Source organism: Streptomyces sp. DSM 116795, assembly GCF_055792905.1.
The window spans coordinates 4,605,546-4,630,332 of record NZ_CM147707.1 but is presented as its reverse complement, the minus strand read 5'-3'; the positions used below and the strand labels follow the sequence as shown (position 1 = coordinate 4,630,332).

At 70.4% G+C, this 24,787-nt stretch carries 18 protein-coding genes and 1 pseudogene; 7 read left to right on the top strand and 12 right to left on the bottom strand.

The features are described 5' to 3' along the window. Positions 1-311: 311 nt before the first annotated feature. The 3 genes from ACSMXX_RS20010 (at position 312) to ACSMXX_RS20000 (ending at position 3,626) form a co-directional block, all read left to right on the top strand. The gene (locus ACSMXX_RS20010) at positions 312-1,655 is read left to right on the top strand and encodes a ubiquitin-like domain-containing protein (RefSeq protein WP_473180073.1); all 1,344 of its coding nucleotides are present in this window, start codon (positions 312-314) and stop codon (positions 1,653-1,655) included. A 104-nt stretch (positions 1,656-1,759) separates the two neighbouring features. Beyond that, positions 1,760-2,632: a 16S rRNA (adenine(1518)-N(6)/adenine(1519)-N(6))-dimethyltransferase RsmA gene (rsmA, locus tag ACSMXX_RS20005; RefSeq protein ID WP_473184871.1), complete on the top strand. Its 873-nt coding sequence runs from the start codon at positions 1,760-1,762 to the stop codon at positions 2,630-2,632. Positions 2,633-2,702: 70 nt separating this feature from the next. Continuing rightward, entirely contained in the window at positions 2,703-3,626 is a 924-nt protein-coding gene (locus ACSMXX_RS20000; protein WP_473180072.1) for a 4-(cytidine 5'-diphospho)-2-C-methyl-D-erythritol kinase, read from the top strand. A 91-nt stretch (positions 3,627-3,717) separates the two neighbouring features. On the opposite strand, the gene ACSMXX_RS19995 is transcribed toward ACSMXX_RS20000, so the two are convergent. The 7 genes from ACSMXX_RS19995 to ACSMXX_RS19965 form a co-directional block, all read right to left on the bottom strand. Beyond that, a complete protein-coding gene (locus ACSMXX_RS19995) occupies positions 3,718-5,043 on the bottom strand; it encodes a caspase family protein (protein ID WP_473180071.1) in 1,326 nt (441 codons plus the stop codon). Next, positions 5,040-5,408 carry an effector-associated constant component EACC1 gene (locus ACSMXX_RS19990; protein ID WP_473180070.1) on the bottom strand — a complete coding sequence of 123 codons (369 nt, stop codon included), beginning with the start codon at positions 5,406-5,408 and terminating at the stop codon, positions 5,040-5,042. The genes ACSMXX_RS19995 and ACSMXX_RS19990 overlap by 4 nt, the downstream gene beginning before the upstream one ends. Positions 5,409-5,512: 104 nt before the next feature. Beyond that, a complete protein-coding gene (locus tag ACSMXX_RS19985; protein WP_473180069.1) occupies positions 5,513-7,129 on the bottom strand; it encodes an ABC transporter substrate-binding protein in 1,617 nt (538 codons plus the stop codon). Between the two features lie 5 nt (positions 7,130-7,134). Continuing rightward, entirely contained in the window at positions 7,135-9,360 is a 2,226-nt protein-coding gene (locus ACSMXX_RS19980) for a hypothetical protein (protein WP_473180068.1), read from the bottom strand. Between the two features lie 156 nt (positions 9,361-9,516). After that, positions 9,517-10,329 (bottom strand): SDR family NAD(P)-dependent oxidoreductase, encoded by an 813-nt coding sequence (locus ACSMXX_RS19975; RefSeq protein ID WP_473180067.1) that lies wholly within the window; start codon positions 10,327-10,329, stop codon positions 9,517-9,519. A 12-nt stretch (positions 10,330-10,341) separates the two neighbouring features. Further along, entirely contained in the window at positions 10,342-10,584 is a 243-nt protein-coding gene (locus ACSMXX_RS19970; protein ID WP_473180066.1) for a DUF397 domain-containing protein, read from the bottom strand. Further along, positions 10,581-11,420 (bottom strand): helix-turn-helix domain-containing protein, encoded by an 840-nt coding sequence (locus ACSMXX_RS19965; protein WP_473180065.1) that lies wholly within the window; start codon positions 11,418-11,420, stop codon positions 10,581-10,583. Before ACSMXX_RS19965 ends, ACSMXX_RS19970 begins: the two co-directional genes overlap by 4 nt. A 403-nt stretch (positions 11,421-11,823) precedes the next feature. Between ACSMXX_RS19965 and ACSMXX_RS19960 the strand changes: the two genes are divergently transcribed. The 3 genes and pseudogenes from ACSMXX_RS19960 to ACSMXX_RS19950 form a co-directional block, all read left to right on the top strand. Beyond that, positions 11,824-15,444: a SpoIIE family protein phosphatase gene (locus ACSMXX_RS19960; protein ID WP_473180064.1), complete on the top strand. Its 3,621-nt coding sequence runs from the start codon at positions 11,824-11,826 to the stop codon at positions 15,442-15,444. A gap of 190 nt (positions 15,445-15,634) precedes the next feature. Then, on the top strand, positions 15,635-15,841 hold the full coding sequence (locus ACSMXX_RS19955) for a hypothetical protein (RefSeq protein WP_473180063.1): 207 nt from the start codon (positions 15,635-15,637) through the stop codon (positions 15,839-15,841). A 1,918-nt stretch (positions 15,842-17,759) separates the two neighbouring features. Next, positions 17,760-19,472, top strand: a pseudogene (locus tag ACSMXX_RS19950) (SpoIIE family protein phosphatase); the annotation flags it as partial. 102 nt (positions 19,473-19,574) lie between these two features. Here ACSMXX_RS19950 and ACSMXX_RS19945 read toward each other — a convergent pair. From ACSMXX_RS19945 to ACSMXX_RS19930, 4 genes are all read right to left on the bottom strand, one after another. Then, entirely contained in the window at positions 19,575-19,907 is a 333-nt protein-coding gene (locus ACSMXX_RS19945; protein ID WP_473180062.1) for a hypothetical protein, read from the bottom strand. Further along, positions 19,904-20,722, bottom strand: coding sequence for an SAM-dependent methyltransferase (locus ACSMXX_RS19940; RefSeq protein ID WP_473180061.1), 819 nt, complete (start codon positions 20,720-20,722; stop codon positions 19,904-19,906). Before ACSMXX_RS19940 ends, ACSMXX_RS19945 begins: the two co-directional genes overlap by 4 nt. 225 nt (positions 20,723-20,947) lie before the next feature. Continuing rightward, a complete protein-coding gene (locus tag ACSMXX_RS19935) occupies positions 20,948-21,157 on the bottom strand; it encodes a DUF397 domain-containing protein (RefSeq protein WP_473180060.1) in 210 nt (69 codons plus the stop codon). After that, positions 21,154-22,035 carry a helix-turn-helix domain-containing protein gene (locus tag ACSMXX_RS19930; protein WP_473180059.1) on the bottom strand — a complete coding sequence of 294 codons (882 nt, stop codon included), beginning with the start codon at positions 22,033-22,035 and terminating at the stop codon, positions 21,154-21,156. Before ACSMXX_RS19930 ends, ACSMXX_RS19935 begins: the two co-directional genes overlap by 4 nt. 155 nt (positions 22,036-22,190) lie before the next feature. On the opposite strand from ACSMXX_RS19930, the gene ACSMXX_RS19925 reads away from it, so the two are divergent. After that, positions 22,191-22,634, top strand: a complete 444-nt coding sequence (locus ACSMXX_RS19925; RefSeq protein ID WP_473180058.1) for an ATP-binding protein — start codon at positions 22,191-22,193, stop codon at positions 22,632-22,634. On the opposite strand, the gene ACSMXX_RS19920 is transcribed toward ACSMXX_RS19925, so the two are convergent. Beyond that, the gene (locus tag ACSMXX_RS19920; RefSeq protein ID WP_473180057.1) at positions 22,594-24,780 is read right to left on the bottom strand and encodes a glycosyltransferase; all 2,187 of its coding nucleotides are present in this window, start codon (positions 24,778-24,780) and stop codon (positions 22,594-22,596) included. The two genes, ACSMXX_RS19925 and ACSMXX_RS19920, sit on opposite strands and share 41 nt — an antisense overlap. Between the last annotated feature and the right edge of the window lie 7 nt (positions 24,781-24,787).

Sequence of the window (24,787 nt, the reverse complement as noted above, 5' to 3'; positions counted from 1 at the left end):
CGCCTGCCTCGCCTCCCGCACCTTCCTCACCTCCTTCGCCCTCCTCGTACGCGCCGCCGGTGTACGCCCCGGCACCGCCCCACGGTCTGCGCCGGCCGTACGGGCAGCCGCAGCAGACGCCGCCGTATCCGCAGCACGGTCCGTATCCGCAGGGTCCGCAGAGTCCGCCGAATCGGCAGGGTCAGCCGGGCCCGCCGTATCCGCGAAGCCGGCAGAACGCACAAGGCCTGCAGAGCCCGCAGAGCCCGCAAAATCCGCGGAGCCCGCAGAACCCGCCGCTCCGGCGGCCGGGTTCGCAGTCCGCGACGCCCGTGCCCGCCACCGCTCCGGCCCCCGCTCCCCCGCCCGTGCCGCCGGCGCGCCACGCGCGGAATCCGTACGACACCTACCGCCCGTCCTACGAGCGTTCCGGCCGGGCCCGCCACGCGGCCCCGCCCGCACCGCGGCCCGCACCCCAGCCGGCACCCGACCCCCGCCCCGACCCCCGCCCGGACCCCGTCCGCCCCGAGGGCGGCCGCGCCGCCGCCCGCCGCGCGGCCCGCGCGCAGAAGGCCGCCCAGCGCCCCGAGGTGCTGCGCCGGCTTGTGCCGCAGGCCCTCGTCGTCGCGTTCCTCGCGGGCGGCACCTCCGCCTTCGTCGCGCACGACAAGGAGGTCGAGTTCAGCGTCGACGGCACGCCCCGCACGCTCCACACCTTCGCCGACGACGTCGGTGAACTCCTCGCGGAGGAAGGCGTACAGCTCGGCGAACACGACGCCGTCGGCCCGTCCCCGCACCAGCCCGTCGCCGACGGCGACGAGATCTCCTTCAGCCACGGCCGCCCACTCGACCTCACTCTCGACGGCACGCGGCGCCAGGTGTGGACGACGGAACGCACGGTGGAGGACGCGCTGCGGCGCATGGGCGTACGGACCCGGGGCGCGTCCCTGTCGCTCGCGCCCAGCGCGGACATCCCGAGAAGCGGCCTCAAGCTGGAAGTCCGTACGGAGCGCAGCGTCACCTTCATCGCGGACGGCGACGAGAGGACCGTCCGCACGAACGCCGGAACCGTCCTCGAAGCCCTCGCGGAGACCGGCATCCAACTGGACGGCCTGGACACCACTTCCGCGCCGATGGACAGCTTCCCGCGGGACGGGCAGACCATCACGGTGATGAGGATCACCGGCAGGGAGAAGGTGAAGGAGGAGCGGATCGCCTTCAAGACCGTGCGGCATGCCGACCCCGGGCTGCTGCAGGGCACCGAGGTCGTGGCGCGGGCGGGCAGCACGGGCATCCGCCGCGTCACCTACCGGCTGCGTACGGTCAACGGCGTACGGGAGAAGCCGCGTCGCATCGCCGTCGAGGTGCTGCGGCATCCCCGCAAGCAGATCATCCGCGTGGGCACCCGGCCGCTGCCGCAGTCCGTTCCGGGCGCCGATCACCTCGACTGGGCGGCGCTGGCGCACTGCGAGTCCGGGGGCCGCCCCACCGCCGTGGACGGTTCGGGACACCACGGCGGGCTCTACCAGTTCGACACCCCTACGTGGCAGGCGATGGGTGGCAGCGGCCGCCCGCAGGACGCTCCCGCGCAGGAGCAGACGTACCGCGCGAAGAAGCTGTACGTCTCGGAGGGGGCGAGTCCGTGGCCGTTCTGCGGCCGTAAACTGGCCAGGTGACCGCAGCCCACGACCCTGATCACGAGCCCGGCGCCGGGAACGGGCACGTCGTCGGGCACGCACCCGGCGCCGGGCACGCGCCGGACGACCGCCAGGACGCACTCATGGGCGCCGCGGACATCCGCGAGCTGGCCGGTGCCCTGGGCGTGCGGCCCACGAAGCAGCGCGGGCAGAACTTCGTCATCGACGCCAACACGGTGCGCAGAATCGTGCGCACGGCGGACATCCACGCCGACGACGTCGTGCTGGAGGTCGGGCCCGGCCTCGGATCGCTCACTCTCGCGCTCCTCCAGACCGCACAGCGCGTCGTCGCCGTCGAGCTGGACGACGCGCTGGCCGCCGGTCTTCCGGCCACCGTCGAGGCACGGCTGCCGCAGCGCGCCGGGGACTTCGCGCTCGTGCACGCGGACGCGATGCATGTGACGCGGCTGCCGGGGCCGCCGCCCACCGCGCTGGTGGCCAACCTCCCCTACAACGTGGCCGTTCCGGTGCTGCTGCAGATGCTGGCGGTCTTCCCGACGCTGCGGCACGGCCTGGTCATGGTGCAGTCGGAGGTCGCCGACCGCCTTGCGGCGCCGCCCGGTTCGAGGGTCTACGGTGTGCCGTCGGTCAAGGCGTCCTGGTACTGCGAGGTGAAGCGGGCGGGCGCGATCGGGCGTAACGTCTTCTGGCCCGCGCCGAATGTGGACTCCGGTCTGGTCTCGCTCGTACGCCGTGATCCGCCGCGCACCAGCGCCACACGTGACGAAGTCTTCGCCGTCGTGGACGCGGCGTTCGCGCAGCGCCGCAAGACTCTGCGTTCGGCGCTCGCCCGGTGGGCGGGTTCGGCCGCGGCGGCCGAGGAGGCCCTGACGAGTGCGGGCGTCTCGCCGCGTGCGCGCGGAGAGCAGCTGACGGTCGGGGAGTTCGCCGCGATCGCGGAGCACGGCGCGAAGCACGGGGACGCCCTCAAGCAGGCAGGGCCGCGTGAGAGGTGAGCAGGTGACCACGGGTACGGGAGCAGGTACGGACGCAGGTAGGGGCGGTACGGGAGCAGGTACGGACGGGGTGACCGCGCGAGTGCCCGCGAAGGTCAACGTCCAGCTGGCGGTGGGCGGTCTGCGCCCGGACGGCTTCCACGGCCTGGCCAACGTCTTCCTCGCCGTCGGCCTCCACGACGAGGTCACCGCGAGCCCGGCGGACGGCGGCCAGGGCGTCCAGATCACGGTCTCGGGACCGGACGCCCGGCACGTGCCGCTTGACGGGAGCAACCTCGCGGCGCGCGCCGCCCGGCTGCTCGCCGAACGGCACGGGCGCGAGCCGCACGTGCGGCTGCACATCGCCAAGGACATCCCCGTCGCGGGCGGCATGGCGGGCGGCAGCGCCGACGCGGCGGGTGCGCTGCTGGCGTGCGACGCGCTGTGGGAGACCCGTACGCCACAGGACGAACTGCGCGCTTTCGGCGCGGAGTTGGGGTCCGACGTGCCGTTCGCCCTGGTGGGCGGGGCCGCACTGGGTCAGGGGCGTGGCGAGCTGCTGACGCCGCTGGAGACCGGCGGCACCTTCCACTGGGTGTTCGCGGTCGCGGACGGCGGCCTGTCCACACCTGCCGTCTACCGCGAGTGCGACAGGCTGCGGGAGGCCGCCGGCACGGGCGCGGACGCCGACTCCGTACCGGAGCCGCGGCCTTCGCCGGAGCTGCTCGACGCCCTGCGCACGGGTGACGCTGCGGCACTGGCCGCGTCGCTCACCAACGACCTTCAGGCGGCGGCCGTTTCACTGCGCCCGTCGCTCACGGACACCCTCAAGACCGGCACCGCGGCCGGCGCCCTCGCCGCGCTGGTCTCCGGCTCGGGCCCGACGTGCGCGTTCCTTGCCGGGGACTCCGGCTCGGCCTCCGTGATCGCGGCCGCGCTGGAGGATTCGGGGCACTGCCGCGCGGCGCGCATCACCACCGCACCGGCTTCCGGCGCGACGCTGGTCAAGGGGTGAGCCGGGGAATCGGCGTGGTCAGATCTCGCGCGCGCGGACCTTTGGTCTTGAGTCTCTGCGATGGCGAGCCCGGAGCGCTTCGGCGTCCTTGTCAGTCCCGGTCCTTCATGCGCTTTACGAATGCGGCTGCTAATGCCACTGCGCAGGCCCAGCCGAACGCTTGCAGGAGTACAGCCACCCAGCGACTGGTCCCCACTGGGTCCCAAGCATCTGCCGATCCAAAATCAAACAAAGGAAAGATGAGGTCCAGCGTATACGTCAGCGGGTCCCAACGCGGTGACTCGCCCTCGCTGATGGCGGCAGGCGGAGTTCTGGAGAACCACGCCGTCCCGAAGGCCAGGGTGATCATGTACCACCCGAACAGCCTGTACAGACGGTATCCGTAACCGACAAGCGCACGGAAAAACCAACCCACGATTCGTTGCGAAATCGGTGCGTCTTCGTAGAAGTGCCGGGCTTTGGCGGCACGGATGTATTGCACGTCCTGCGGACGTCCTTCGTTTTCAAAGAACGCCACCAGCCTGTCGTAGGCCCGAGGTGAGTACGTGGGGTAGAGCCCCCGTAGCTGCTTCACCCGATTCTTGGCCGACATCGAAGCCGGGGTTTGCGGGCGCACAGCTTCGGACACTTCCGGAAGGAACATAGCGGGGTCAGCGCCCGGTTCGCTGCCCTTGGCATTGAAGGCTACGTTGCGTGAGATACCGAGATGACTGGCTGTTCCTTTTGTCTGCTGGTGCGGGCGCGGCAATCCGCAGGAGACAAGGCTGCGTTCGAGGAACGGGAACATGTACCCGATCGACAGGTACTGCGGCCCGCCGGCTATTCCGGACGTCAGCAGTTCGATCACCTCACCGGTGAATGCAGTCATCGATTGGTCATCCGGCGTTTTCGCCGTGTACCCAGGGCCTGTGGCGGTCAGCACGTGGGTCCCCTCGATGTCGACCTGCCGCAGCGCGGCCCCTGCTGAGGCCCCCATCCGCGAGAAGGCGTTGCCGCTGAAACAGCAGTCGAGGACGAGAATCCGCGATTTGGCCGGACTGTTCAGGATGGCGTTCTTCACCCAGGTGAACGGGACTCCGTTGCGGTAGATGTGCGCCTGGACCGAGTCCCGCACCGTCAGGTACAACTCGTCGTCCTCGCCCAGCACTCCGTGCCCGGCGTAATAGACCAGGAGCAGGTCGCCCGGCTCCTGTGCGAGGGGAACCAACCACTCGTCGACTTCCCGGGCTGTGGCGGGGTCGTACAGCGTCTGGCAGTTCTCCGCCGGAACGCCCAGGAAGCGGGGGTCCACGAAGATGTCTCGCAATGATTTCAGGTTGTTCGCGACCGCGGGCAACTCGTACAGTCGCTCGTCTTCGGGGAAGTGCGTGCTACCGATCAGTGCGATCCTCGTCTGTTCAAGCCGCGGAAGCATCATTGATCGGTTTCCCGCGCCATGAACTCGCGGATGTCATTGAACAGCTTGTCCGCGTCCTCTGGGCGGTCGGCCTCCACCGCAAGCTCGTGATCGCCCTTCTTGACATGCAGTTTGACGTGCCGGCTGCGCGTGGTCAGCCAGGTCGCCAGCGCTCCGGCCAAGGCGGCCGTCAGCTGCGAGTCGAAGACCAGGCGCAGAATCTCCTCCCCGAGTCCCATATCGTCCGGCTCGCCGGATGCGGGTTCCATGTCCGCGGTACGCAGCCGCAACTCCGGGTCATTGCGCAGCGCCTTGAGAACGGAGCGAATGGACGTCTGACCACTCCCCGCACCCGCATCCGTTCGCAATTCGATCGTCGTATCCATGGTTATTCCAAATCCATTATCACTGAGGGGGAATGGGCCTTCTCACTCAGGCTACAGCTGTGATCATTTGCCGACGTCTTTTCAAGCCAACTCACGCGAAAGCCTCAGCGGATACTGGGGATCACGCAGTTCTCCGGCTGTTCCCGCCCGGCCGGCCAGCCCAGGCCGACGAACTTCAGCTTGCCCAGGCCCTCCCGGCCCGGATCCAGCTCGACGACCGCCGCCGGTTTGTCGTACGCGTTGCCGCCGCTGGTCAGGCAGATCAGGCCGCTCGTGCCCCGCACCCGGTGCCGGGAGTGGAACAGCGACCACTGGCTGCCGACGTCCGCGCGGCTGGGCACCGCCTCGGCGCCGCCTTCCTGCGCCTGGTGCAGCGCCTTGCCGATGGTGACGAGACCGTCGTAGACGAGCATCGTCCGGGAGTCCTCCAGGTTCGGTACGGAGCCGAGCCGTACGCCCTCGCTGCGCGTGGTCTCGATCCGCTTCTTCAGGGTCTCCAGGGCCGCTTCGGGCTCGGTGAGGTACTGGGGCAGCTCCTCCTCGGTGGGCTCGCGGTCGTGGTCCGCGTCCCACTTCTCGTGCCAGTCGGCCAGCTCCGCGCGCCAGGCGTCCGGATGCGCGGGGGCGGCGTACTGCACCGTCACCTTCGGCTCGCCCTCCTCGCCGCGCAGCTGTTCCCAGTCCTTCTCCGTCATGCTCTGCCGCAGCGACGCGGCGTCGGAGCCGGCGACGATGGTGTAGTGCCGGTCCTCGCAGTCCACTTGGGCGAGCTTGAGCGCGAAGATCCTCAAGTGCAGCGTGCGGCCCGCGAAGTAGACGGTGTCGGCGCCGGAGTCGCAGATGTTGTTGGCGGTCTGGGTGAACTGGTTGCCGGTCGAGCCGGGTTCGTCGATCCCCGGGGACTCGAAGGGCATCGCCGCGGGACCGGACGGACCCTTCTCCTCGATGCCGCTGAACGCCTTCGCCAGCGACTCGTTGTAGCCGTCGCGGCGCCTGTCGTAGACCAGCACCGTCTTGCGGTCCTCCCGGCCGCGTTCGCCGTTGAAGTTGGCCAGTGCCTGTGCCGCGTCGTGGTTGGTGGGGATGACACGGGCCAGGCCGGGGAACCGCGGCTTCGCCGTCCCGTCCGTACGGTCCTCGTTCGCGAGCCGGTCCCCGCTGATCCGGGAGGCGAGCACCGGGACCTTGTGCCTGGTGAGCCGTTCGATCGCCGCCTCGGTGTCGTCGAGGCTGAGGTTGAAGCCCGTCACGGCCCGGAGCCGGTCCTCTGGCGAGTCGGCCATCCGCAGCAGGGTGTCCACGACCTTGTCCTGGTGGCCGTAGGCCCGCCCGGGGTTGGCCAGCACCAGCCGGATCTTCGGCGGCTCCCCCTCGCCCTCGTTGGCCTGCAACTGACCCAGATACGCGCCCTGCAGGTCGCTGCGCATCTGCCGGCGCAGGGTCGCCTTGTCCGACTGGAGCGGCAGCATCACCGCCACCGTGACGTGCGGCTCGTCGTCGATCTTCTTGTTCTGGCGTGCGACGGCCTTGGCGACGTCCCGTATCTCCGGCGTCCCGAAGTCGTAGCCGTCGCCGCTGACGCCGACGCATTCGCCGCCGATCCGCTCGATCCCGTCGACGCACGTGTCGGGCTTCTGGATGATGGACACCGCGAGCCAGACGCACGCCGTGACCGTCCCCACGGCCAGCAGCGCGTAGAGGATCTTCTTCCATCTGGGCATCCCCGTTATCTCCTTCGCCCGAGCTGTTCGGTGCAGGTGCAGCGCCGCAGCGGCTGGTCGTTCGCGGCCAGGCCGCTCCATTCGGTAGCCGTCTTGCTGAGCTTTCCGGCTCCGGGAAAGTCCATGATCGACAGGAGGTTCAGCAGCTTGGCCAGCGTGCTCGCCGTCTCCCGTCCCGTCGGCCTGGTCCGCTCCTCGCACAGCCACACCGCGTGCAGGAGCTGGTCGACGGTGCGGTGCAGGGCCGGTCCGTCCGCGACCACCAGGCCCTGGGCGCGCTCCCGGCGGCCGTCCGCGTCGCCCGGATACGGCGCCTGCGCGATGTCCAGCAGCTCCGCGCACCACTCCGCGGGGCGTCCGGGCAGCGTGCCCGCGAGATGGCGGACGACGTCGTCCGCGCCGCCGGAGACGAGGTGGTGGTTCATCCGGTGCGTCGTGACCGAACGGAACGCGCCGCCGTCCGGCGCCTGTTCGTCCGCACGCACGTCCGCCCCGGCGTCCGTTCCGCCCCCGCCCCCGGCCCCCTCGTCCGCCTCCGCCCGTGCCGCGTAGTGGTCCCGCAGCAGGTGGTGGTCGGCGTGCCAGGCGGCGCCGCCGGGGCGCAGCCCGTACAGCCGGTGCACCAGCATCTGGCGCAGCCCGAAGTCCGCGATGAAGTGCCGTTCGCAGCTGGGCCATCCGGTGTCGGTGAGCAGCGTCGAGACCTGATGTGCCGTCAAACGGTGCACGCGGCCCGCCTGATGGTGACGCAGCAGTACGTCCGCGCACTCCTCGTCGTGCGCCACCGACAGATGCGTGAGCAGATCCAGCCAGTGGTCACGGTGCTCGGCAGGCAGCCCCACCGGCAGCTGCTCCAGGACGAGCTCCTGGAGCAGCACTTGAGCCACCGGCCGCTCGGGGGCGCTCTCGCCGGGGAGCCGCAGCGGGGCATCCAGTACGTCCCGGTCGTTGGCGTCGGCGGGCATCCGGAAGGCGGCGGCAGCGGCGGCCAGCCGGATCACCGTGTGCGGCCGCCCGCCGCTCAGCCGCGTGACGGCGGCGTCGATGCGGCGGCGGTTGGCGCCGCCCTCCGGCTCCGCGCGCGTCTGCATGCGCTCGGTCTCCTTGCGCGTCCTGTCCCCGGTCAGGAGGGGCATGCGCAGCAGCAGCACCCCGTCGGCCAGCGGCGCGCGGTCCGCACCCTCGCCGGTACGCCGGGACCAGGCGGGCGGGCCGCCGTCGGCGGGCCGGAACGCGGCCGGGGGCACCACGTCCTCGGGTGGCAGCCCGGCGTGCAGGAAGGCGCCGCCGTCGGCGCGGCGCGCCGTGCCGACGATCACCACGCGGTCGCGCTGCCCGCCCCGGCGGTCGGTGAGCACGGCGCGCAGCAGCCCCTCCCCCAGTGGCGACTCGGCGTGGTCCAGCAGCAGCCCCGGGCGGCCGACCCGGCGCAGCCAGCCGGACGCCGACGCGTACGCCGCCTCCAGGTCCTCGCGCAGCGCCCGGAAGAGGAAGCCCTCCGCCAACTCCCGTGCCTCGCCGCCGGCTTGGAAGTCGGCGGCGAGATTGCTCAACCCATGCCTGGGCTGGCCGGCGGCGCCGGGATACGCGCCGTAGATCCGCTCCAGTTCCACCTTGCCCCGCGGCGCCAGGCGTTCGAAGAGGGCGTCCAGCAGGGCGTTGCTCGCTGCCGCCGGGTACGGGCCGAGCTCTTCCCCGGACAGGGCCGCCAGCAGGTTCCGTACGGTTCCGCGGATCACGCCCGTCCAGAAGTCGCCGGTCCCCAGGCCGCGCAGGCGCTGCCGCTGGGGCAGCTCCTCGTACCGTTCGACCTCCGTGGCGACCGCCTCGGGCGTGCCTTCCGCGGCGCCGGTCGCGATCACCGCGAGCCCCGCGAAGAGCCGGGGGAAGGCGAACGAGCCGCCCGTCCCCTGCCAGGTGCACAGCCGCCGGGCGACCTCGGCCAGGGCCTCCGTCGCGGCCGAGCGGGCGCCCGGCTCCGGCTCCGCCCGGTCCGCGTACACCGGCGAGCCGCAGTCCAGATGGATCACCGGCACCTTGGCGGCGAAGCCGTCCCGTACGGCGCGCAGCAGGCGCCCCTTGCCCATGCCGGGGCCGCCGGTGAGGAGCACCACGGGAAGGTCGGGGCCGTACAGCTGCTTCCGCTCGGCGCCCGATGGCGAACGGCCAAGCAGGTGCGCGAAGAAGCCGTCCTGCTCCAGCAGCTTCTCGAACCCCAGGTCTTCACGCACGGACTCCCCCCGATGGAGTGCTCCCCAAGCCCCGGCGCAGCCCGCCCGGGAACGGTCGACTGTGACCGGTGTGCCACGCAACGTTAGCGGAACACGGGTATGTTCATCGAGAGCAAGTGCTGCTGAACAAAGGGGAGTTGACAGGGCGTCAGAGCATCACTGAACGGAGCTGTCCTGACCCGGCGCGTCCTGGACGCTCATGGCCTCCCGGAAGCCGGAGTTGACCGCGGTGACGCCGCCGTCCACGGGAAGCGTGACGCCCGTGATCCACTCCGCGTCGGAGGACGCCAGGAAGGCGACGGCCGAGGCGATGTCGGCGGGGCGGCCCACCCTGCCCAACGGGTAGAGAGCGGCGGCACGTTCCAGTGCCGCGTCCCGCCCCGCCCACGCCTCGGTGCGCACCGTGCCGGGGGCGACGAGGTTGACGCGTACGCGGCGCGGCCCGCCGTCGCCTGCGAGAGTACGGGTCAGGGAGGCGAGACCGGCCTTCGCGGCGCTGTATGCGTGGTTGCCGAAGTCCTGGATGCCGTTGACCGAACCGACGTTGACGATCGCGCCGCGTCCGCCCGCCGCCGCCAGATGCGGCATCGCGGCGCGTGCGCAGCGGAAGGCGCCGGTGAGGGTGGTGTCCAGGTCGCCGTCCCAGACCGAGTCCGGCTCGTCCTCAAGGAGTTCGGCGTCCGGGGTGCAGCGGTAGGCGTTGTTGACCAGTACGTCGAGGCGGCCGAAGTGCCGGACGGCCTGCGCCACCGCCGCCTCGACCGCCTGCCGGTCGCGCACGTCGCAGGCGGCGGCGAGGGCTTCGCCGCCGCCGGTGCGGATCGCCTCGGCCGTACGCTCGGCCCGCTCGCCGTCCAGGTCGGTGACCGTCACCCGCGCGCCCTCGGACGCCAGGCGGCGGGAGACGGCCGCGCCGATCCCCTGACCCGCGCCGGTGACCAGCGCCGCGTAACCCTCGAACCGCCGCATGGGGTGAGGGAGTTACGCGCGTGCGGCGTACGAGACGAAGGCGGTCCAGGCGCCGGGCGCGACGGCGAGCTGGGGGCCTTCCTCGTCTTTGGAGTCCCGTACGTGGACGGTGCCGGGGCAGGCGGCGACCTCGACGCAGTCGTCGCCCTGGGTGCCGCTGTAGCTGGACTTGCTCCAGGAGAGGGCGACTTCAACGCAGTTGTCGCCCTGAGTGCCGCTGTAGCTCGACTTGAACCAGGCCAGTCCGGTGGTCATAGCGCTCCTCGCATCCGCTGCAGCAGGCTCATCGATTCGGAGTGGGAGAGAGCCTGTGAGCGCATCTTGGCATACCGCATCTGGAGCACGCTGACCTCTTTCACGTCGGAGATCAGCCGGCCGTTCTCCTGCCCCTCGCTGTAGCCGAACCAGCGGTGATACGGGGTCTCCAGCAGCGCAACGGCGCCGTCGAGGCAGGCGTGCTCCTCCCGGTCGGCGGGCACGATCTGGATCTCCACATTGCGCAACCTGCCGCGCTCCAGCAGATGTTCGAGCTGTTCCCGGGTGGCCGTCACGCCGCCCAGCCGTCGCATCAGTACGGCCTCCTCGACGATGAAGCTGAACGCCGAATTGGGGCGCTCGGCCAGCAGCCGCTGCCGCTCCGCCCGAGCGGTGACCTGCGATTCGAGCTGGGTGTCCGTCAGCGGCGGCAGGCTGTTGTCGAAGACGGCGCGCGCATACGTCTCCGTCTGCAGCAGCCCCGGCACGAGGCGGCACTCGTACGTGCAGAGGTTGACGGCCTCCTTCTCCAGCCGCGCCCACTCACGGAACCACGTCGCCAACCCCGGCTGCCGCCCCACGTGTTGGGCCGCCGCACGCAGCACGCCGAAGGCCGCCAGCGCCTCTTCGGCCTTCTCCACGAAGTCCGGCGGCGGCAGGCGGCGGCCCTGCTCGATCGAGGAGATCATCGGGTGCGAGTACTGCACCAGCTCTGCCAGCGCGTTCTGGGTGAACCCCGCCCGCTCCCGGAAGACCTTCACGATCGCGCCGAAGGACTTGAGGCTGTCCGACGTGTCCGGCTCGCTGACCCAAGACCTGCCCGCGCTGTGCGCCATTTCCGGCCCCCTCCGGTACCGCTGCCCTGACCTGTTCCAACTCCACGATGCTCACAGAGAGTTAACGAGCGTGTCCACCGGGTCGTACTCGTACGCACACGCCGCGTACCGGCTGCCGCACCGTCCGGCGCACCCACACGGGCGGCGGAGAGTGCTCCGAACGAGGTGGCCGGCAGTGCGCCCGGCGGTCTTCTACGAGGTAGCGGGCCTCTCGGCGCCGTGCTGGACTGGGCGGGATACGGGACCGTACGCACATGGGTGGTCGCAAGGCGTGAGATGAGGATGCGGAGGCAGCGCGTGGCGGAGTCGCGAGACGACGAGCAGCTCGCCGGGCGCCTGGCTGCCGTGATCGTGACCGTGATCGGTCCGGTCGCCGTCATCGGCGGCAGATCGAGGTAGCGCCGTGCTCCGGACCTCGGTCGTCGTCGCTGTCTCGGTGGTGTACCTGGGCCTGCTCTTCGCCGTGGCCTTCTACGGCGACCGGCGGGCGGACGCGGGCCGGAGCATCATCAACAACGGCACGGTCTACGCGCTGTCCCTGGCGGTGTACGCCACCTCGTGGACGTACTACGGCAGCGTGGGCCAGGCCGCCACGGAAGGTGTCGGCTTCCTGCCGGTCTACCTGGGGCCGACTCTCATGCTCGCGCTGGGCTGGCTGGTGCTGCGCAGAATCATCCGGATCAGCCGACGGCACCGGATCACCTCGCTGGCCGACTTCATCGCCGCCCGCTACGGCAAGAGCGCCGCGCTGGGCGGCCTGGTGACGGTCATCGCCGTGATCGGGATCGTTCCCTACATCTCGCTGCAGCTCAAGGCGGTCTCCAACAGCTTCGAGATCATCCGGCGATACCCGGAGATCGCCTCCACCTCGGAGCTGGGCTCCATCCCGCTTTTCCAGGACACCGGGTTCTACGCGGCGCTGCTGCTCGCCGCGTTCACCATCCTGTTCGGCACCAGGCACCTGGACACCACCGAACGCCACGAGGGGATGGTCGCCGCCATCGCCTTCGAGGCGGTGGTCAAGCTCGTGGCGTTCCTCTCGGCCGGGATCTTCGTGGCGTTCTGGGTGTTCGGGGGGTTCGGCGACCTGTTCTCCCAGGCAGCCGACGCCGATCTCACCAGGCTGTTCACGCTGCGGGACCAGACGGGAACCGGCGAGTGGATCTGGCTGACGGTGCTGTCGATGCTGGCGATCGTGCTGCTGCCCCGGCAGTGGCAGATCACCATCGTCGAGAACGTCAATGAGAGGCACCTCAGACGGGCGATGTGGCTGTTCCCGCTCTACCTGCTCGCGATCACCGTCTTCGTGCTTCCGATCGCGGCCGGCGGGCTGCTGCGATTCGGGAAGTCCGTCGACACCGACACCTATGTGCTGGCCCTGCCGATGGCCGAAGGCCAGCAGGCACTCGCGCTGCTCGTCTTCATCGGCGGCCTCAGCGCCGCCACGGGCATGATCATCGTCGAGACGATCGCGCTCAGCACGATGGTGTCGAACTCACTCGTCATGCCACTGCTGCTGCGTGCAAAGTCCCGGCTGGCGCACCGGGACGACCTCGCCCGGCTGGTGCTGGGCATCCGCCGGGCGACCATCGTGCTGATCCTGCTGCTCGGATACGCGTACTTCCGGCTCGCGGGCGAGGGGCCCACGTTGGTGTCGATCGGCCTGGTGTCGTTCGCGGCCGTGGCACAGTTCGCGCCCGCGATCCTCGGCGGCCTGTTCTGGAAGGGCGGCACCCGCCGGGGCGTGCTGGTCGGCCTGCTGGCGGGGTTCACCGTATGGGCGTACACGCTGCTGCTGCCGAGCTTCGCCGAATCCGGTCTGCTGCATCCGTCATTCCTGCGACAGGGCCCCTTCGGCATCGAACTGCTCCGCCCCGAGCAGCTGTTCGGCCTGACGGGAATGGACCGGATCAGCCATGCGATGTTCTGGAGCATGCTGCTGAACATCGGCGGCTATGTCGCCGTCTCACTCGCCGGGCGGCCGGACGCCGCCGAGCGGGCGCAGGCGGAGCAGTTCGTCGACGCCCCCGCGGAGCCTGTCAGGGAGCGGCGCTGGCAGGTCCGCACCACGGTCGGCGAGCTGCAGACGCTGATGGAGCGCTTCCTCGGTAGGGACGGCGCGCAGCGGGCGATGCGCGCCTACCCCGGGAGGAGGCCCGGCTCACAATCGGCCCAAGCGGCCCCGGAACTGATCCATCACACGGAAGCCCAGCTCGCGGGGTCGGTCGGTGCTGCCTCGGCGCGGCTCGCGGTCGACGCGGTGGCCGGAGAGGAGCAGGTCGGCAGCGATGAAGTGATGGAGATGATCGGCGAGGCGTCGCACAGGGTCGAGCTGGTCCGGCGGCGGCTGAAGCTGCTCTACGACGCCACCGGCGGCATCGGCACCACCCTCGATGTGACCCGTACGGCCGAGGAGCTGGCGCAGGTCGCGATCCCCCGGTTGGCCGACTACGTCACCGTCGACCTGGCCGAGCCCGTACTGCGCGGCGACGAACCGGGGGTGAACGGCTCCAGCATCACGACCGCCGACGGCAGTACGCGGCTGCGGCGCATCGCCTTCAGCGGCATCCGCGACGACCCACCGCTCTTCCCGGTAGGCGAGTTGATCAGCCGTGGCCCTCACTCACCCGAGGCCCGCAGCGTCGAGAGCGGGCAGGCGATCCTGGTGCCCCGTCTCGACGAAGCCCCGGAGTGGCAGGCGGTGGATCACCAGCGGGCCCGGCGGGTCATCCGATACGGGATCCATTCGGTCATCGCGGCGCCGCTGCGCGCCCGCGGCGTGCTGCTGGGCGTCGTCAACTTCTGGCGCTCGGAGAAGCCCGAGCCCTTCGAACAGGACGACCTCTCCCTCGCGGCCGAACTGGCCGCACGCGCCGCCGTCTCACTGGACAACGCACGCCGCTACACCCGCGAGCACGGCATGGCCGTGACGCTCCAGCGCAGACTGCTCCCCCGCGCACTGCCCGAACAGAACGCCGTCGAGGTCGCCTCCCGCTACCTGCCCGCGCAGGAGGGTGTCGGCGGCGACTGGTTCGACGTGATCCCGCTGCCGGGCGCCCGCGTCGCACTCGTCATGGGCGACGTCGTGGGACACGGACTGCACGCCGCGGCCACCATGGGACGCCTGCGCACAGCCGTGCACAACTTCTCCTCCCTCGACCTGCCGCCCGACGAACTCCTCGGCCACCTCGACGAGTTGGTCACCCGCCTCGAACAGGACGCGGCCGGCGAACAGACCACCATCGCCGGCGCCACCTGCCTGTACGCGATCTACGACTCCGTCTCCCGCAATTGCGCCATCGCCAAGGCCGGCCACCCGACGCCCGCCCTCGCACTCCCCGACGGCACCGTGGAGTTCCTGGACGTACCGGCCGGACTGCCCCTCGGCATCGGCGGACTGCCCTTCGAATCCACCGAGTTGGAACTCCCCGAGGGCAGCCGCCTCGTCCTGTTCACCGACGGCCTCATCGAGCGCCGCGACCAGGACATCGACACCGGGCTGCAGCTGCTCCGCGAGACGCTGGCACACCCGGGCCGGTCGCCCGAGGAGACCTGCGAAGCCGTCCTCGACGCCCTGCTCCCGGAGCTTCAGAGCGACGACATCGCCCTGCTCGTGGCCCGTACACATGTGCTCGGGGCCGGGCAGGTCGCCGAGTGGGACGTGGAGTCCGATCCCGCCGCGGTTCGCCGCGTACGGGCCGCAGTCTCCGAACGGCTCACGGAATGGGGACTGGAGGACCTCGTCGAGACCACGGAGCTGATCCTCAGCGAACTGACCACCAACGCCATGCGCCACGGCGCGGGGCCCATCAACGTACGGCTGATCCGCGACCGCGCCCTCATCTGCGAGGTCTTCGACCACAGCAGCACCTCACCGCACCTGCGCTACGCGGCCACCATGGACGAGGGCGGCCGGGGCCTCTTCCTCGTCGCCCAGCTCACCGAACGCTGGGGCACGCGCTACACCGAGGACGGCAAGGTCATCTGGGCAGAGCAGCCGGCGCCGCAGACACCCGCCGGCTGACCGTCGCCTGCGGACCGTCCGGCGAGGCGGAGGGTGCTGCGTACGGGATCGCGCAGAGTGCAGTGACGACCACGCTGTGCTGAACTGAGCAGAGCGCCGGCAGTGGCGGTGCCGACCGGCGCCCTGTTGCGGCGGCACCGGACACACCTGGGCGGTCGCAGGCGTGAGACCGAGGATGCGGAGGCAGTCCGTGGCGGAGTCGCGAGACGACGAACAGCTCGCCGGGCGCCTGGCTGCCGTCACGGCGCTGGGGATCGTGCTGATCGTTCCACCGTTGCTGACGCAGTTCGACCGCGCGGACCGGATCTTCGGCGTCCCGGTTCTCTGGGCCTACCTCTACCTCGTCTGGGCGATCGTGATCGTCCTGGTCGCCGTCATCGGCGGCAGATCGAGGTAGCGCCGTGCTCCAGACCTGGGTCATCGTCGTCGTTTCGGTGGCGTACCTGGGCCTGCTCTTCGCCGTGGCCTACTACGGCGACCGGCGGGCGGACGCCCGCCGGAGCATCATCAACAACGCCACGGTCTACGCGCTGTCCCTTGCGGTGTACGAGACCGCCTGGGGCTTCTACGGCAACGTGGGCACGGCCGCCACGTCCGGAGTCGGATTCCTGTCGGTCTATCTCGGGCCGATGCTCATGTTCGCGCTGGGCTGGCTGGTGCTGCGCAGAATCATCCGGATCAGCCGGCGGCACCGGATCACTTCGCTGGCCGACTTCGTCTCCGCCCGCTACGGCAAGAGCGCCGCACTGGGCGGCCTGGTGACGGTCATCGCCGTGATCGGGATCGTTCCCTACATCTCACTGCAGCTCAAGGCGGTCTCCAACACCTTCGAGATCCTCCGGCGGCATCCCAAGATCACCTCCACATCGGATCTGGGCCACGTCCCGCTGTTCCAGGACACCGGGTTCTATGTGGCGCTCGCGCTCGCCGCGTTCACCATCCTGTTCGGCACCCGGCACCTGGACACCACCGAACGCCACGAAGGCATCGTCGCCGCGATCGCATTCGAGTCCGTCGTCAAGCTCGTGATGTTCCTCTCGGCCGGGATCTTCGTGACGTTCTGGCTGTTCGGGGGGTTCGGTGACCTGTTCTCCCAGGTGGCGGACGCCAACCTCACAAAGCTGTTCACGCTGCGCGAGGAGACGGGCTACGGCGAGTGGATCTGGCTCAATCTGCTGTCCATGCTGGCGATCGTGCTGCTGCCCCGGCAGTGGCAGATGATCTTCGTCGAGAACGTGGACGAGGGGCACCTCAAACGGGCGATGTGGGTGTTCCCGCTGTACCTGCTCGCGATCACCTTCTTCGTGCTTCCGATCGCGGCAGGCGGGCTGCTGCGGTTCGGGACGTCCGTCGACTCCGACACCTATGTGCTGGCATTGCCGATGGCCGAGGGACCGCAGGCGCTCGCGCTGCTCGTCTTCATCGGCGGCCTCAGCGCGGGCACCAGCATGATCATCGTCGAGACGGTCGCGCTCAGCACGATGGTGTCGAACTCACTCGTTCTGCCGCTGCTGCTGCGCGGCAAATCCCGGCTGGTGCGCCGGGACGACCTCACCGGGCTGGTGCTGGGCATCCGCCGGGCGACCATCGTGCTGATCCTGCTGCTCGGCTACGCGTACTTCCGGCTGGCCGGCGAGGGTCCGGCGCTGGGAATGATCGGCACGGTGTCGTTCGCGGCGGTGGCACAGTTCGCGCCCGCGATCCTGGGCGGCCTGTTCTGGAAGGGCGGTACGCGACTGGGCGTACTGGTGGGCCTGCTGGCGGGGTTCACCGTATGGGCGTACACGCTGCTGCTGCCGAGCTTCGCCGAATCCGGGCTGCTGCCTTCATCGTTCCTGCGAGACGGGCCGCTCGGCATCGAACTGCTCCGGCCCGAGCAGCTGTTCGGCCTGACGGGAATGGACCCGATCAGCAACGCGATGTTCTGGAGCATGCTGCTGAACATCGGCGGCTATGTCGCCGTCTCACTCGCCGGCCGGCCGAACGCCGCCGAGCGGGCGCAGGCGGAGCAGTTCGCCGACATCCTCGCAGTGCCTGTCAGGGAGCGGCGCTGGGCGGTCCGCGCCACGGTCGGCGAAGTGAAGACGCTGATGGAGCGCTTCCTCGGGAAGGAAGGTGCGCAGCGGGCGCTGCGCTCCTACCCCGGAAGGAGACCCGACTCGCTGGCGTCCAAGGCCGCCCCGGAGCTGGTCCATCACGCGGAAGCCCAGCTCGCCGGCTCGATCGGCGCGGCCTCCGCGCGGCTCGCGGTCGACGCGGTGGCCGGAGAGGAGCAGGTCGGCACCGATGAAGTGATGGAGATGATCGGCGAGGCGTCGAAGCGGGTCGAGCTGGTCCGGCGGCGGCTGAAGCTGCTCTACGACGCCACCGGCGGCGTCGGAACCACCCTCGATGTGACCCGTACGGCCGAGGAGCTGGCGCAGGTCGCGGTCCCGCGCTTCGCCGACTACGTCACCGTCGACCTGGCCGAGCCCGTGCTGGGCGGGGACGAACCGGGGGTGAACGGCACCAGCATCTCCACGAGCGACGGCGGCGCGCGGATGCGGCGCACGGCCTTCGACGGCATCCGCGGGGACGCTCCCCTCTTCCCGGTCGGCGACCTGATCACTTTCGTGCCGGCCTCGCCACAGGCCCGCAGCGTGGAGAGCGGGCAGGCGGTCCTGGTGCCGCGTCTCGGTGAGTCGCCGGGGTGGCAGGCGGTGGATCACCAACGGGCCCGGCGGGTCATCGATTTCGGCATCCATTCGCTCATCACGGCGCCGCTGCGCGCCCGCGGCGTGCTGCTGGGCGTCGTCAACTTCTGGCGCTCCGTGAAGCCCGAGCCCTACGAGCAGGACGACCTCTCCCTCGCGGCCGAACTGGCCGCACGCGCCGCGGTGTCCCTCGACAACGCACGCCGCTACACCCGCGAGCACGGCATGGCCGTGACGCTGCAGCGCAGGCTGCTCCCCCGCGCGCTGCCGCAGCAGAACGCCGTCGAGGTCGCCTCCCGCTACCTGCCCGCGCAGGAGGGTGTCGGCGGCGACTGGTTCGACGTGATCCCGCTGCCGGGCGCCAGGGTCGCGCTCGTCATGGGCGATGTGGTCGGGCACGGGCTGCACGCCGCGGCCACCATGGGGCGGCTGCGCACCGCCGTGCACAACTTCTCCTCCCTCGACCTGCCGCCCGACGAACTCCTCGGCCACCTCGACGAGTTGGTCACGCGGCTCGAACAGGACGCCGTCGCGGCCGACGACAGGACCACCATCGCGGGTGCCACCTGCCTGTACGCGATCTACGACTCCGTCTCCCGCAACTGCGTCATCGCCAGGGCCGGCCACCCGACGCCCGCGCTCGCACTGCCCGACGGCACGGTGGAGTTCCTGGACGTGCCGGCCGGACTGCCCCTCGGCATCGGCGGACTGCCCTTCGAGTCCACCGAGTTGGAACTCACCGAGGGCAGCCGCCTCGTTCTCTTCACCGACGGCCTCGTCGAGCGCCGCGACCAGGACATCGACACCGGGCTGCAGTTGCTCCGCGAGACGCTGGGGCAACCGGACCGGTCGCCCGAGGAGACCTGCGAAGCCGTGCTCGACGCCCTGCTCCCGGAGCTTCAGAGTGACGACATCGCGTTGCTGGTCGCCCGCACGCGGGTGCTCGGGGCCGGGCAAGTGGCCGAGTGGGACGTGGAATCGGACCCGGCCGCCGTGCGTCGCGTACGGGCCGCCGTCTCCGAACGGCTCACGGAATGGGGACTGGAGGACCTCGTCGAGACCACGGAGCTGATCCTCAGCGAACTGCTCACCAACGCCATGCGCCACGGCACCGGGCCGATCAATGTGCGGCTGATCCGCGACCGTACGCTCATCTGCGAGGTCTTCGACCACAGCAGCACCTCACCGCACCTGCGCTACGCGGCCACCATGGACGAGGGCGGCCGGGGCCTCTTCCTCGTGGCGCAGGTGGCCGAACGCTGGGGCACGCGCTACACCGAGGACGGCAAGGTCATCTGGGCGGAGCAGCCGGCGCCGGAGACGCCGGCCGACTGACCAGAGCCGTCCGGCAGTTGACCGTAGATACCCGGGCTGACCGGAGATACCCGGGTTGGCCGGAGCCCGTCTGCGGGACCCGCCCCTGGCGCCCGGTCCTGCTCAGGCTTCGTCCGGGGCAGGCTCCGAGGGACCGTTGCCGCGAGCCGCACGCGCCAGCGGGATCACGGGGGCGAGCTGCTCGGGGGCTTCGGCGTCCGGGGCTGCCGGGTCCGAGGGGCCCTGTGCGAGCGGGGCTTCCGGCCCCGTGGGAGGTGCCCCGGCGTCCTCGCCGTGGCGGCCCACGCCCATGAACACCGACAGCACCTGCGACAGGGACTCTCCCGTGGCAGCCGCACGGACACGCGCGAGCCGCATCTGGTGCTCGGTCGGCTTGCGGGCGCCGCCGGGGCCGGAGTTCTCGTTCTGGGGGCCGTTGCGGAGGGGAGCGCTCATGGCTTCCTCCCGACTCCCGCGTACAGAGCGGCGCTGCGGAGCAACTCGGCCTCCTCGCCCGTGACTTCGACGGGCTCCTCGGGGCGCCAGTCGTGTGCCGCCGTCACCTGCGGATCGATCAGCTCCAGGCCGTCGAAGAAGAGCTCGACCTCTTCCTGGCTCCGCAGCTGCACGGTGGTGCCGCCCGCGTCGTAGATCTTCTTCACGCCCAGCCAGGCGTGCGCGTCGAAGTCGGCGGTGCAGTGGCTGAGCACCAGGAAGCTGCCGGACGCGAGCTGGTCCAGCAGGCCGCGGACTATCTCGTACGGCTTGCGGTCGTCGGGGACGAAGTGGAGGAGAGCGACGAGGGACAGGGCGACCGGCTTGTCCAGGTCGATGACCTCGCGCAGCCGCGGCGAGTCCAGTATGGCGTCCTCGCGCACGTCGGCGTTGATGTAGGCGGTGCGGCCCTCGGGCGTGCTCCGCATCAGGACGTGTGCGTACTCCAGCACCGTGGCGTCGTGGTCCGCGTACACCACCCGCGAGTCGGGGGCCGCCTCCTGGGCGACCTGGTGGAGGTTGGGCGAGGTGGGGATGCCGGTGCCGATGTCGACGAACTGGCGGATGCCGTGCTCGGCGGCGAGGGTGCGCGTCGCCCGGTGCATGAACGACCGGTTGGTCTCCGCGGTGCGCCGGATCTGGGGGCAGACCTGGAGGACTCTTTCGGCTGCTTCCTCGTCGACGGGATACCAGTCCTTGCCGCCCAGGTAGTAGTCGTACATCCGGGCCGAATGCGGCCTGCTGGTGTCGATCTCCGGCTTGCCGGACGTCGTCATCGGTCATCCCTTTTCTGCAGTGAACGCAGACTGCGGTGAGAGCAGACTGCCGTAGGAGCAGTCTGCCGTTCGAGGCCGGCGGGGAAACACACGGCGAAGTGCTTCCCCGCCGGCCGGCCTGTGTGGTCGGTGGAACGAGGGGATGGTGCGTGGGGCTGGTGCGTCGGTGCTGGTCCGGCGAACTGTGGGAGGTGCCGGGGCAGTTCGGCCGTCGGCCGTCAGCGGTCAGCTCGTGAGGAAGTCGGTCATCCCGTGTGCCGAGTAAAGCAGGGCGGGGCCTTCCGGGTCCGTGGACTGACGAAGCGCCACCCGTACGCCGGGCAGTCTCCTGGCCTCCAGGCAGGCGCCGCGCGTGGGCATCCCGTTGCGGAGGACGTCACCACCGGCGGGAACTTCGCCGGCGGGGACTTCGCCGGTGGGAGCATCAAGGGTCATTTGTCGAACTCCTTGCGAAGGTTGCTCAGATACGTGCGCGGGTCGGGCACATGGTCGGCGGCCAGCAGCGATACGCGCGTGAGCGCCTCCAGATGAGTGACCACGTCGGGCCGCTGGTCCAGATAGACCGCGCTGGTCAGCCCGACCTCGGTGTAGACGATGTCCTGCAACTCCCGTTCGTGGAAACGGAAATACGTCACGTGACCGCCCGTCCCCGGATGCGGGCCCGCCGCGAGCGGAACGATCCGCAGCGTGACGTTCGGCAGCTCCGCGGCCTCGGCCAGCCGGTCCAGCTGTCCCCGCATGACGGCCGGGCCGCCCACCTCGCGCCGGAGCGCCGCCTCCTCCAGCACGACCCACAACGTCGGTGCGTCGTCGCGTTCCAGCAACTCCTGCCGGCGCACCCGCAGATCGACGCGGTTCTCCAGCGACTCCGCCGACTCGTGGGGGAATCCGGCACCGATGACCGCACGGGCGTAGTCCCGGGTCTGCAACAGCCCGGTCACGTAGTGGGGTTCGTAGATCCGGATGACCTCCGCGTCCGTCTCCAGGCTGACGTACGCGCGGAACCAGTCCGGCAGGGCGTCGCGGAAGGGATACCACCAGCCGGGCGCGTTCGCGCGCTCGGCCATGGCGATGAACTCGCCGACCTCCGCCTCGCCCACCTCGTAGAGCCTCAACAGCTCCTTGACGTACGGGACTTTGAGGCCGACCTGAGCGTTCTCCATCCGTCTGATCGTCAGGTGGTTGACGCTCAGCGCCTTCGCGGCGGCGTCGAGGCGGATACCCGAAGCCTCACGCAGCTCCTTGAGCCGCTTCCCGAGAATGATGCGCAGCACCGTCGGAGCACTCGAACCGGTCGGCAGTGCATCGGTCACGCCATCACCTCCCGGGACCGGGTGCCGGTCGTCTCCGGCCGAACCCACCGTCGATGCGTCAACTCGGCCCGCCCAACTGCTCCTTCACTCTGAAATTATCAGACGGAAGCTTGCGAGTTGAAGACCGCAGCGCCCATAGTGAGCCCGTGCTCCCGATGAGCGTGCCCCCCACGCACGAACCCTCACCGCGCCCCTCGTCCGTCTCCGGCACGGATTCACACGCGCTCCGGCTCCCGGCCGAGGACGTCAGCGTCCCCCGGGCCCGGCACGCGATGGACCGCTGGCTCGGCCGCCGAGGTGCCTCACCCGATTTACGCGAGCAAGCGGCCCTCGTTCTCTCCGAGTTGATCACCAACGCGGTGACGCACACCGACAGCGCCTGGATCGTGTGCGCGGTCTCCTACTGCCCGTACGACGGGGTCCGGCTGGAGGTCCACGACGACGACACCAGCAGCCGCGCACCGCACCGCCGTGCACCGAACGCGGAGAGGGAGTCGGGCCGAGGACTGCACATCGTCGAGGCGCTCGCCGATTGCTGGGGCGTGACGGTCTCCCCGGTCACGCGCGGAAGCGCGGTCTGGGCGCGGCTGCACGGCTGAGCCCAGACGCTTCGATGCGCGCGACGGGAGCGAGATCAGCCGCTTCGACGTGCAGCGTCAAGTTGTTGGACGGGTCGAAGACCGGCCGGGCGGTCAGGTTCCCGCAAGTCCGGGCCGGGAAGGCGTCCGTTCGCTTGCGGTCCACGTTGTCGCCTGCGAGCCGGCCGAGCGGTACGAGTGCTCCGTCGCTCGTCCGGACGCCCAGGTGCCAGGTGCCGGGGCGCTCCGGTAGATCGGCGTAGGGAACGGTGCAGCTGAACTGTGTCCCGGAGACGTCGAATGCGACGGGCTCTCCCTGGGGCGGTTGGGCGACGACCTGGGTGGCGGTGGCGGTGGCGGGTGTGCCGTGCAACGTGGCGTCAAGAACGAGGGCGTCGGGGGTGGTGTGGATCCGGCCGAGTTCCGCGTGTGCGGGGCGCAGCCAGGTGCGCAGCGCGAGTGCTCCGCCGGTGGTCGTGTAGGGGACCCAGGCGCTGACCTCGCGCGGTGCTGCCGTCAACGGCAGCGTCAACAGCCGTGCCTGTTCGACGAGTTCGGCGGCGAGGCGGGCACTCTTGCCGTCGTCGGCGCGCTCGACGTGGAAATCCCAGCGGCCTTCGGCCAGCCGGTGCTCTGCCCGGCGAAGCGTGGCGGTGAGCGAGCCGTTGCCGCTCGCGGGGTGTACGAGCTGCACCTCTATGCGTTCCTCGGCCGTCCGCCCGTCGCTGCCCCGCAGCCGGGCGACGAGAGTGAGGTGCCTGCCTGTCACCCCGGCGCGGGGGACGCTTATCAGGAGGCCGCCGTCGGCGGTGACCTTGCAGTGCGCCTGGGGCTGCAGGGGCTCCAGGGACTCCAACGGACCGTGCTCACCCATGAATTCGGACCTGCGCTTGCGGCGGAGCTTGTGACGCAGAGGCCGCAGCGGCCGTGAGGCTCTCTCGCGCAGCGTGCTGCGGGAGGCTCCCGGCGGGGCGGCTTCCGGCGCGGCCGGGGGCGTGGCGCTCGATACGGGAAGCAGTCCGGGACGCAGTTCCCGCACGACCTGCTCGAACTGCATGGCGATGCTGTGCGGTGCGTGCCGCCGCAGCGTCTCCCGGGCAGCCGCGGTGAGGGAGCGGCGCAGTCCGGGATCGGTGGCGAGCGTGCGCAGCGCGTCGACCAGGGCCTCCTGGTCACCGACCGGAATCAGCAGGCCGTCCCTGCCGTCGTCGATGATCTCCCGGGGACCGACGGGGCAGTCGGTGGAGACCACCGGCACGCCACAGTGCATCGCCTCGATGATGGTCAGGCCGAACGATTCGGCGTCGGACGCGGACACGGCGATCGTGGCCTTCGCCCACTCGGTCTCGATGGGGTTTCTCGGTCCCATCAGAAAGACGTGATCGCTGAGCCCGGTCTCGTCGATGAGCGCACGCAGCCGTGCGTGGTCCGGGCCGCGGCCGTAGATGCGCACTCTCCAGTCGGGAAGTTCGTCCGCGAGCGTCCCGAAGGCACGGATGAGCAGATCGAACCGCTTGCCCGGATCGAGCCGCCCCGCCGCGACGATCAGCTTCGACGTTCCGTGCGACGGCTCGGTCCGTGGCGCGTGGACGGGATTGGGCAGACAGCCCAGCATGCGCGGCAGCCGGGGAAGCTTGTCGCGGTGCGTGACGGCGTCCTGCTCGGTGACGGTCAGGTACGCGTCCATGTCCCCTATCACCGCGTCCAGGGCGGCACGCACCGCGGGAGCGTGCGCGGTGCGGGTCATGTGTTCCTGACCGATGCGCAGGAAGTCCCGTTCCCGGCCCGCCTCGGCGAGATACACCAGCAGGCCGGGCCGCGTGGCGACCACGACGTCCGCCTGCGTCGTCTCCAGGTACCGCGCCACCCGCATGTCGCTCAGCCGCGTGAACACGCGCAGTGACCCTTCCGGTTCGGGCAGGAGGGCACTCGGCTGCTGCTGCAGCTCGTGCTCCCGCTCACAGCCGGCTGAGTCCTTGCACAGGTCGATCAACGGCGCGATCTCGACCTTGCCGCTGATCGGCAGCTGCGGCGAGGGAGCACTGCGGTACACCGACACCACCTCGACCTCATGGCCGCGTGCCGCGAGCGCGCTGGAGAGATTCGCAGTCGCACGGATGGTGCCGCCGATGCCGTAGATGCTGTGAATCAGAAACGCGATCTTCATGCCGCTC

Excerpts from the sequence above, each read along its gene's own strand:
- rsmA (WP_473184871.1), top strand. The coding sequence starts at position 1,760 with ATGGGCGCCGCGGACATCCGCGAGCTGGCCGGTGCCCTGGGCGTGCGG.
- ACSMXX_RS19995 (WP_473180071.1), bottom strand. The coding sequence starts at position 5,043 with ATGATGCTTCCGCGGCTTGAACAGACGAGGATCGCACTGATCGGTAGC.
- ACSMXX_RS19990 (WP_473180070.1), bottom strand. The coding sequence starts at position 5,408 with ATGGATACGACGATCGAATTGCGAACGGATGCGGGTGCGGGGAGTGGT.
- ACSMXX_RS19985 (WP_473180069.1), bottom strand. The coding sequence starts at position 7,129 with ATGCCCAGATGGAAGAAGATCCTCTACGCGCTGCTGGCCGTGGGGACG.
- ACSMXX_RS19975 (WP_473180067.1), bottom strand. The coding sequence starts at position 10,329 with ATGCGGCGGTTCGAGGGTTACGCGGCGCTGGTCACCGGCGCGGGTCAG.
- ACSMXX_RS19970 (WP_473180066.1), bottom strand. The coding sequence starts at position 10,584 with ATGACCACCGGACTGGCCTGGTTCAAGTCGAGCTACAGCGGCACTCAG.
- ACSMXX_RS19965 (WP_473180065.1), bottom strand. The coding sequence starts at position 11,420 with ATGGCGCACAGCGCGGGCAGGTCTTGGGTCAGCGAGCCGGACACGTCG.
- ACSMXX_RS19945 (WP_473180062.1), bottom strand. The coding sequence starts at position 19,907 with ATGAGCGCTCCCCTCCGCAACGGCCCCCAGAACGAGAACTCCGGCCCC.
- ACSMXX_RS19940 (WP_473180061.1), bottom strand. The coding sequence starts at position 20,722 with ATGACGACGTCCGGCAAGCCGGAGATCGACACCAGCAGGCCGCATTCG.
- ACSMXX_RS19935 (WP_473180060.1), bottom strand. The coding sequence starts at position 21,157 with ATGACCCTTGATGCTCCCACCGGCGAAGTCCCCGCCGGCGAAGTTCCC.
- ACSMXX_RS19925 (WP_473180058.1), top strand. The coding sequence starts at position 22,191 with ATGAGCGTGCCCCCCACGCACGAACCCTCACCGCGCCCCTCGTCCGTC.
- ACSMXX_RS19920 (WP_473180057.1), bottom strand. The coding sequence starts at position 24,780 with ATGAAGATCGCGTTTCTGATTCACAGCATCTACGGCATCGGCGGCACC.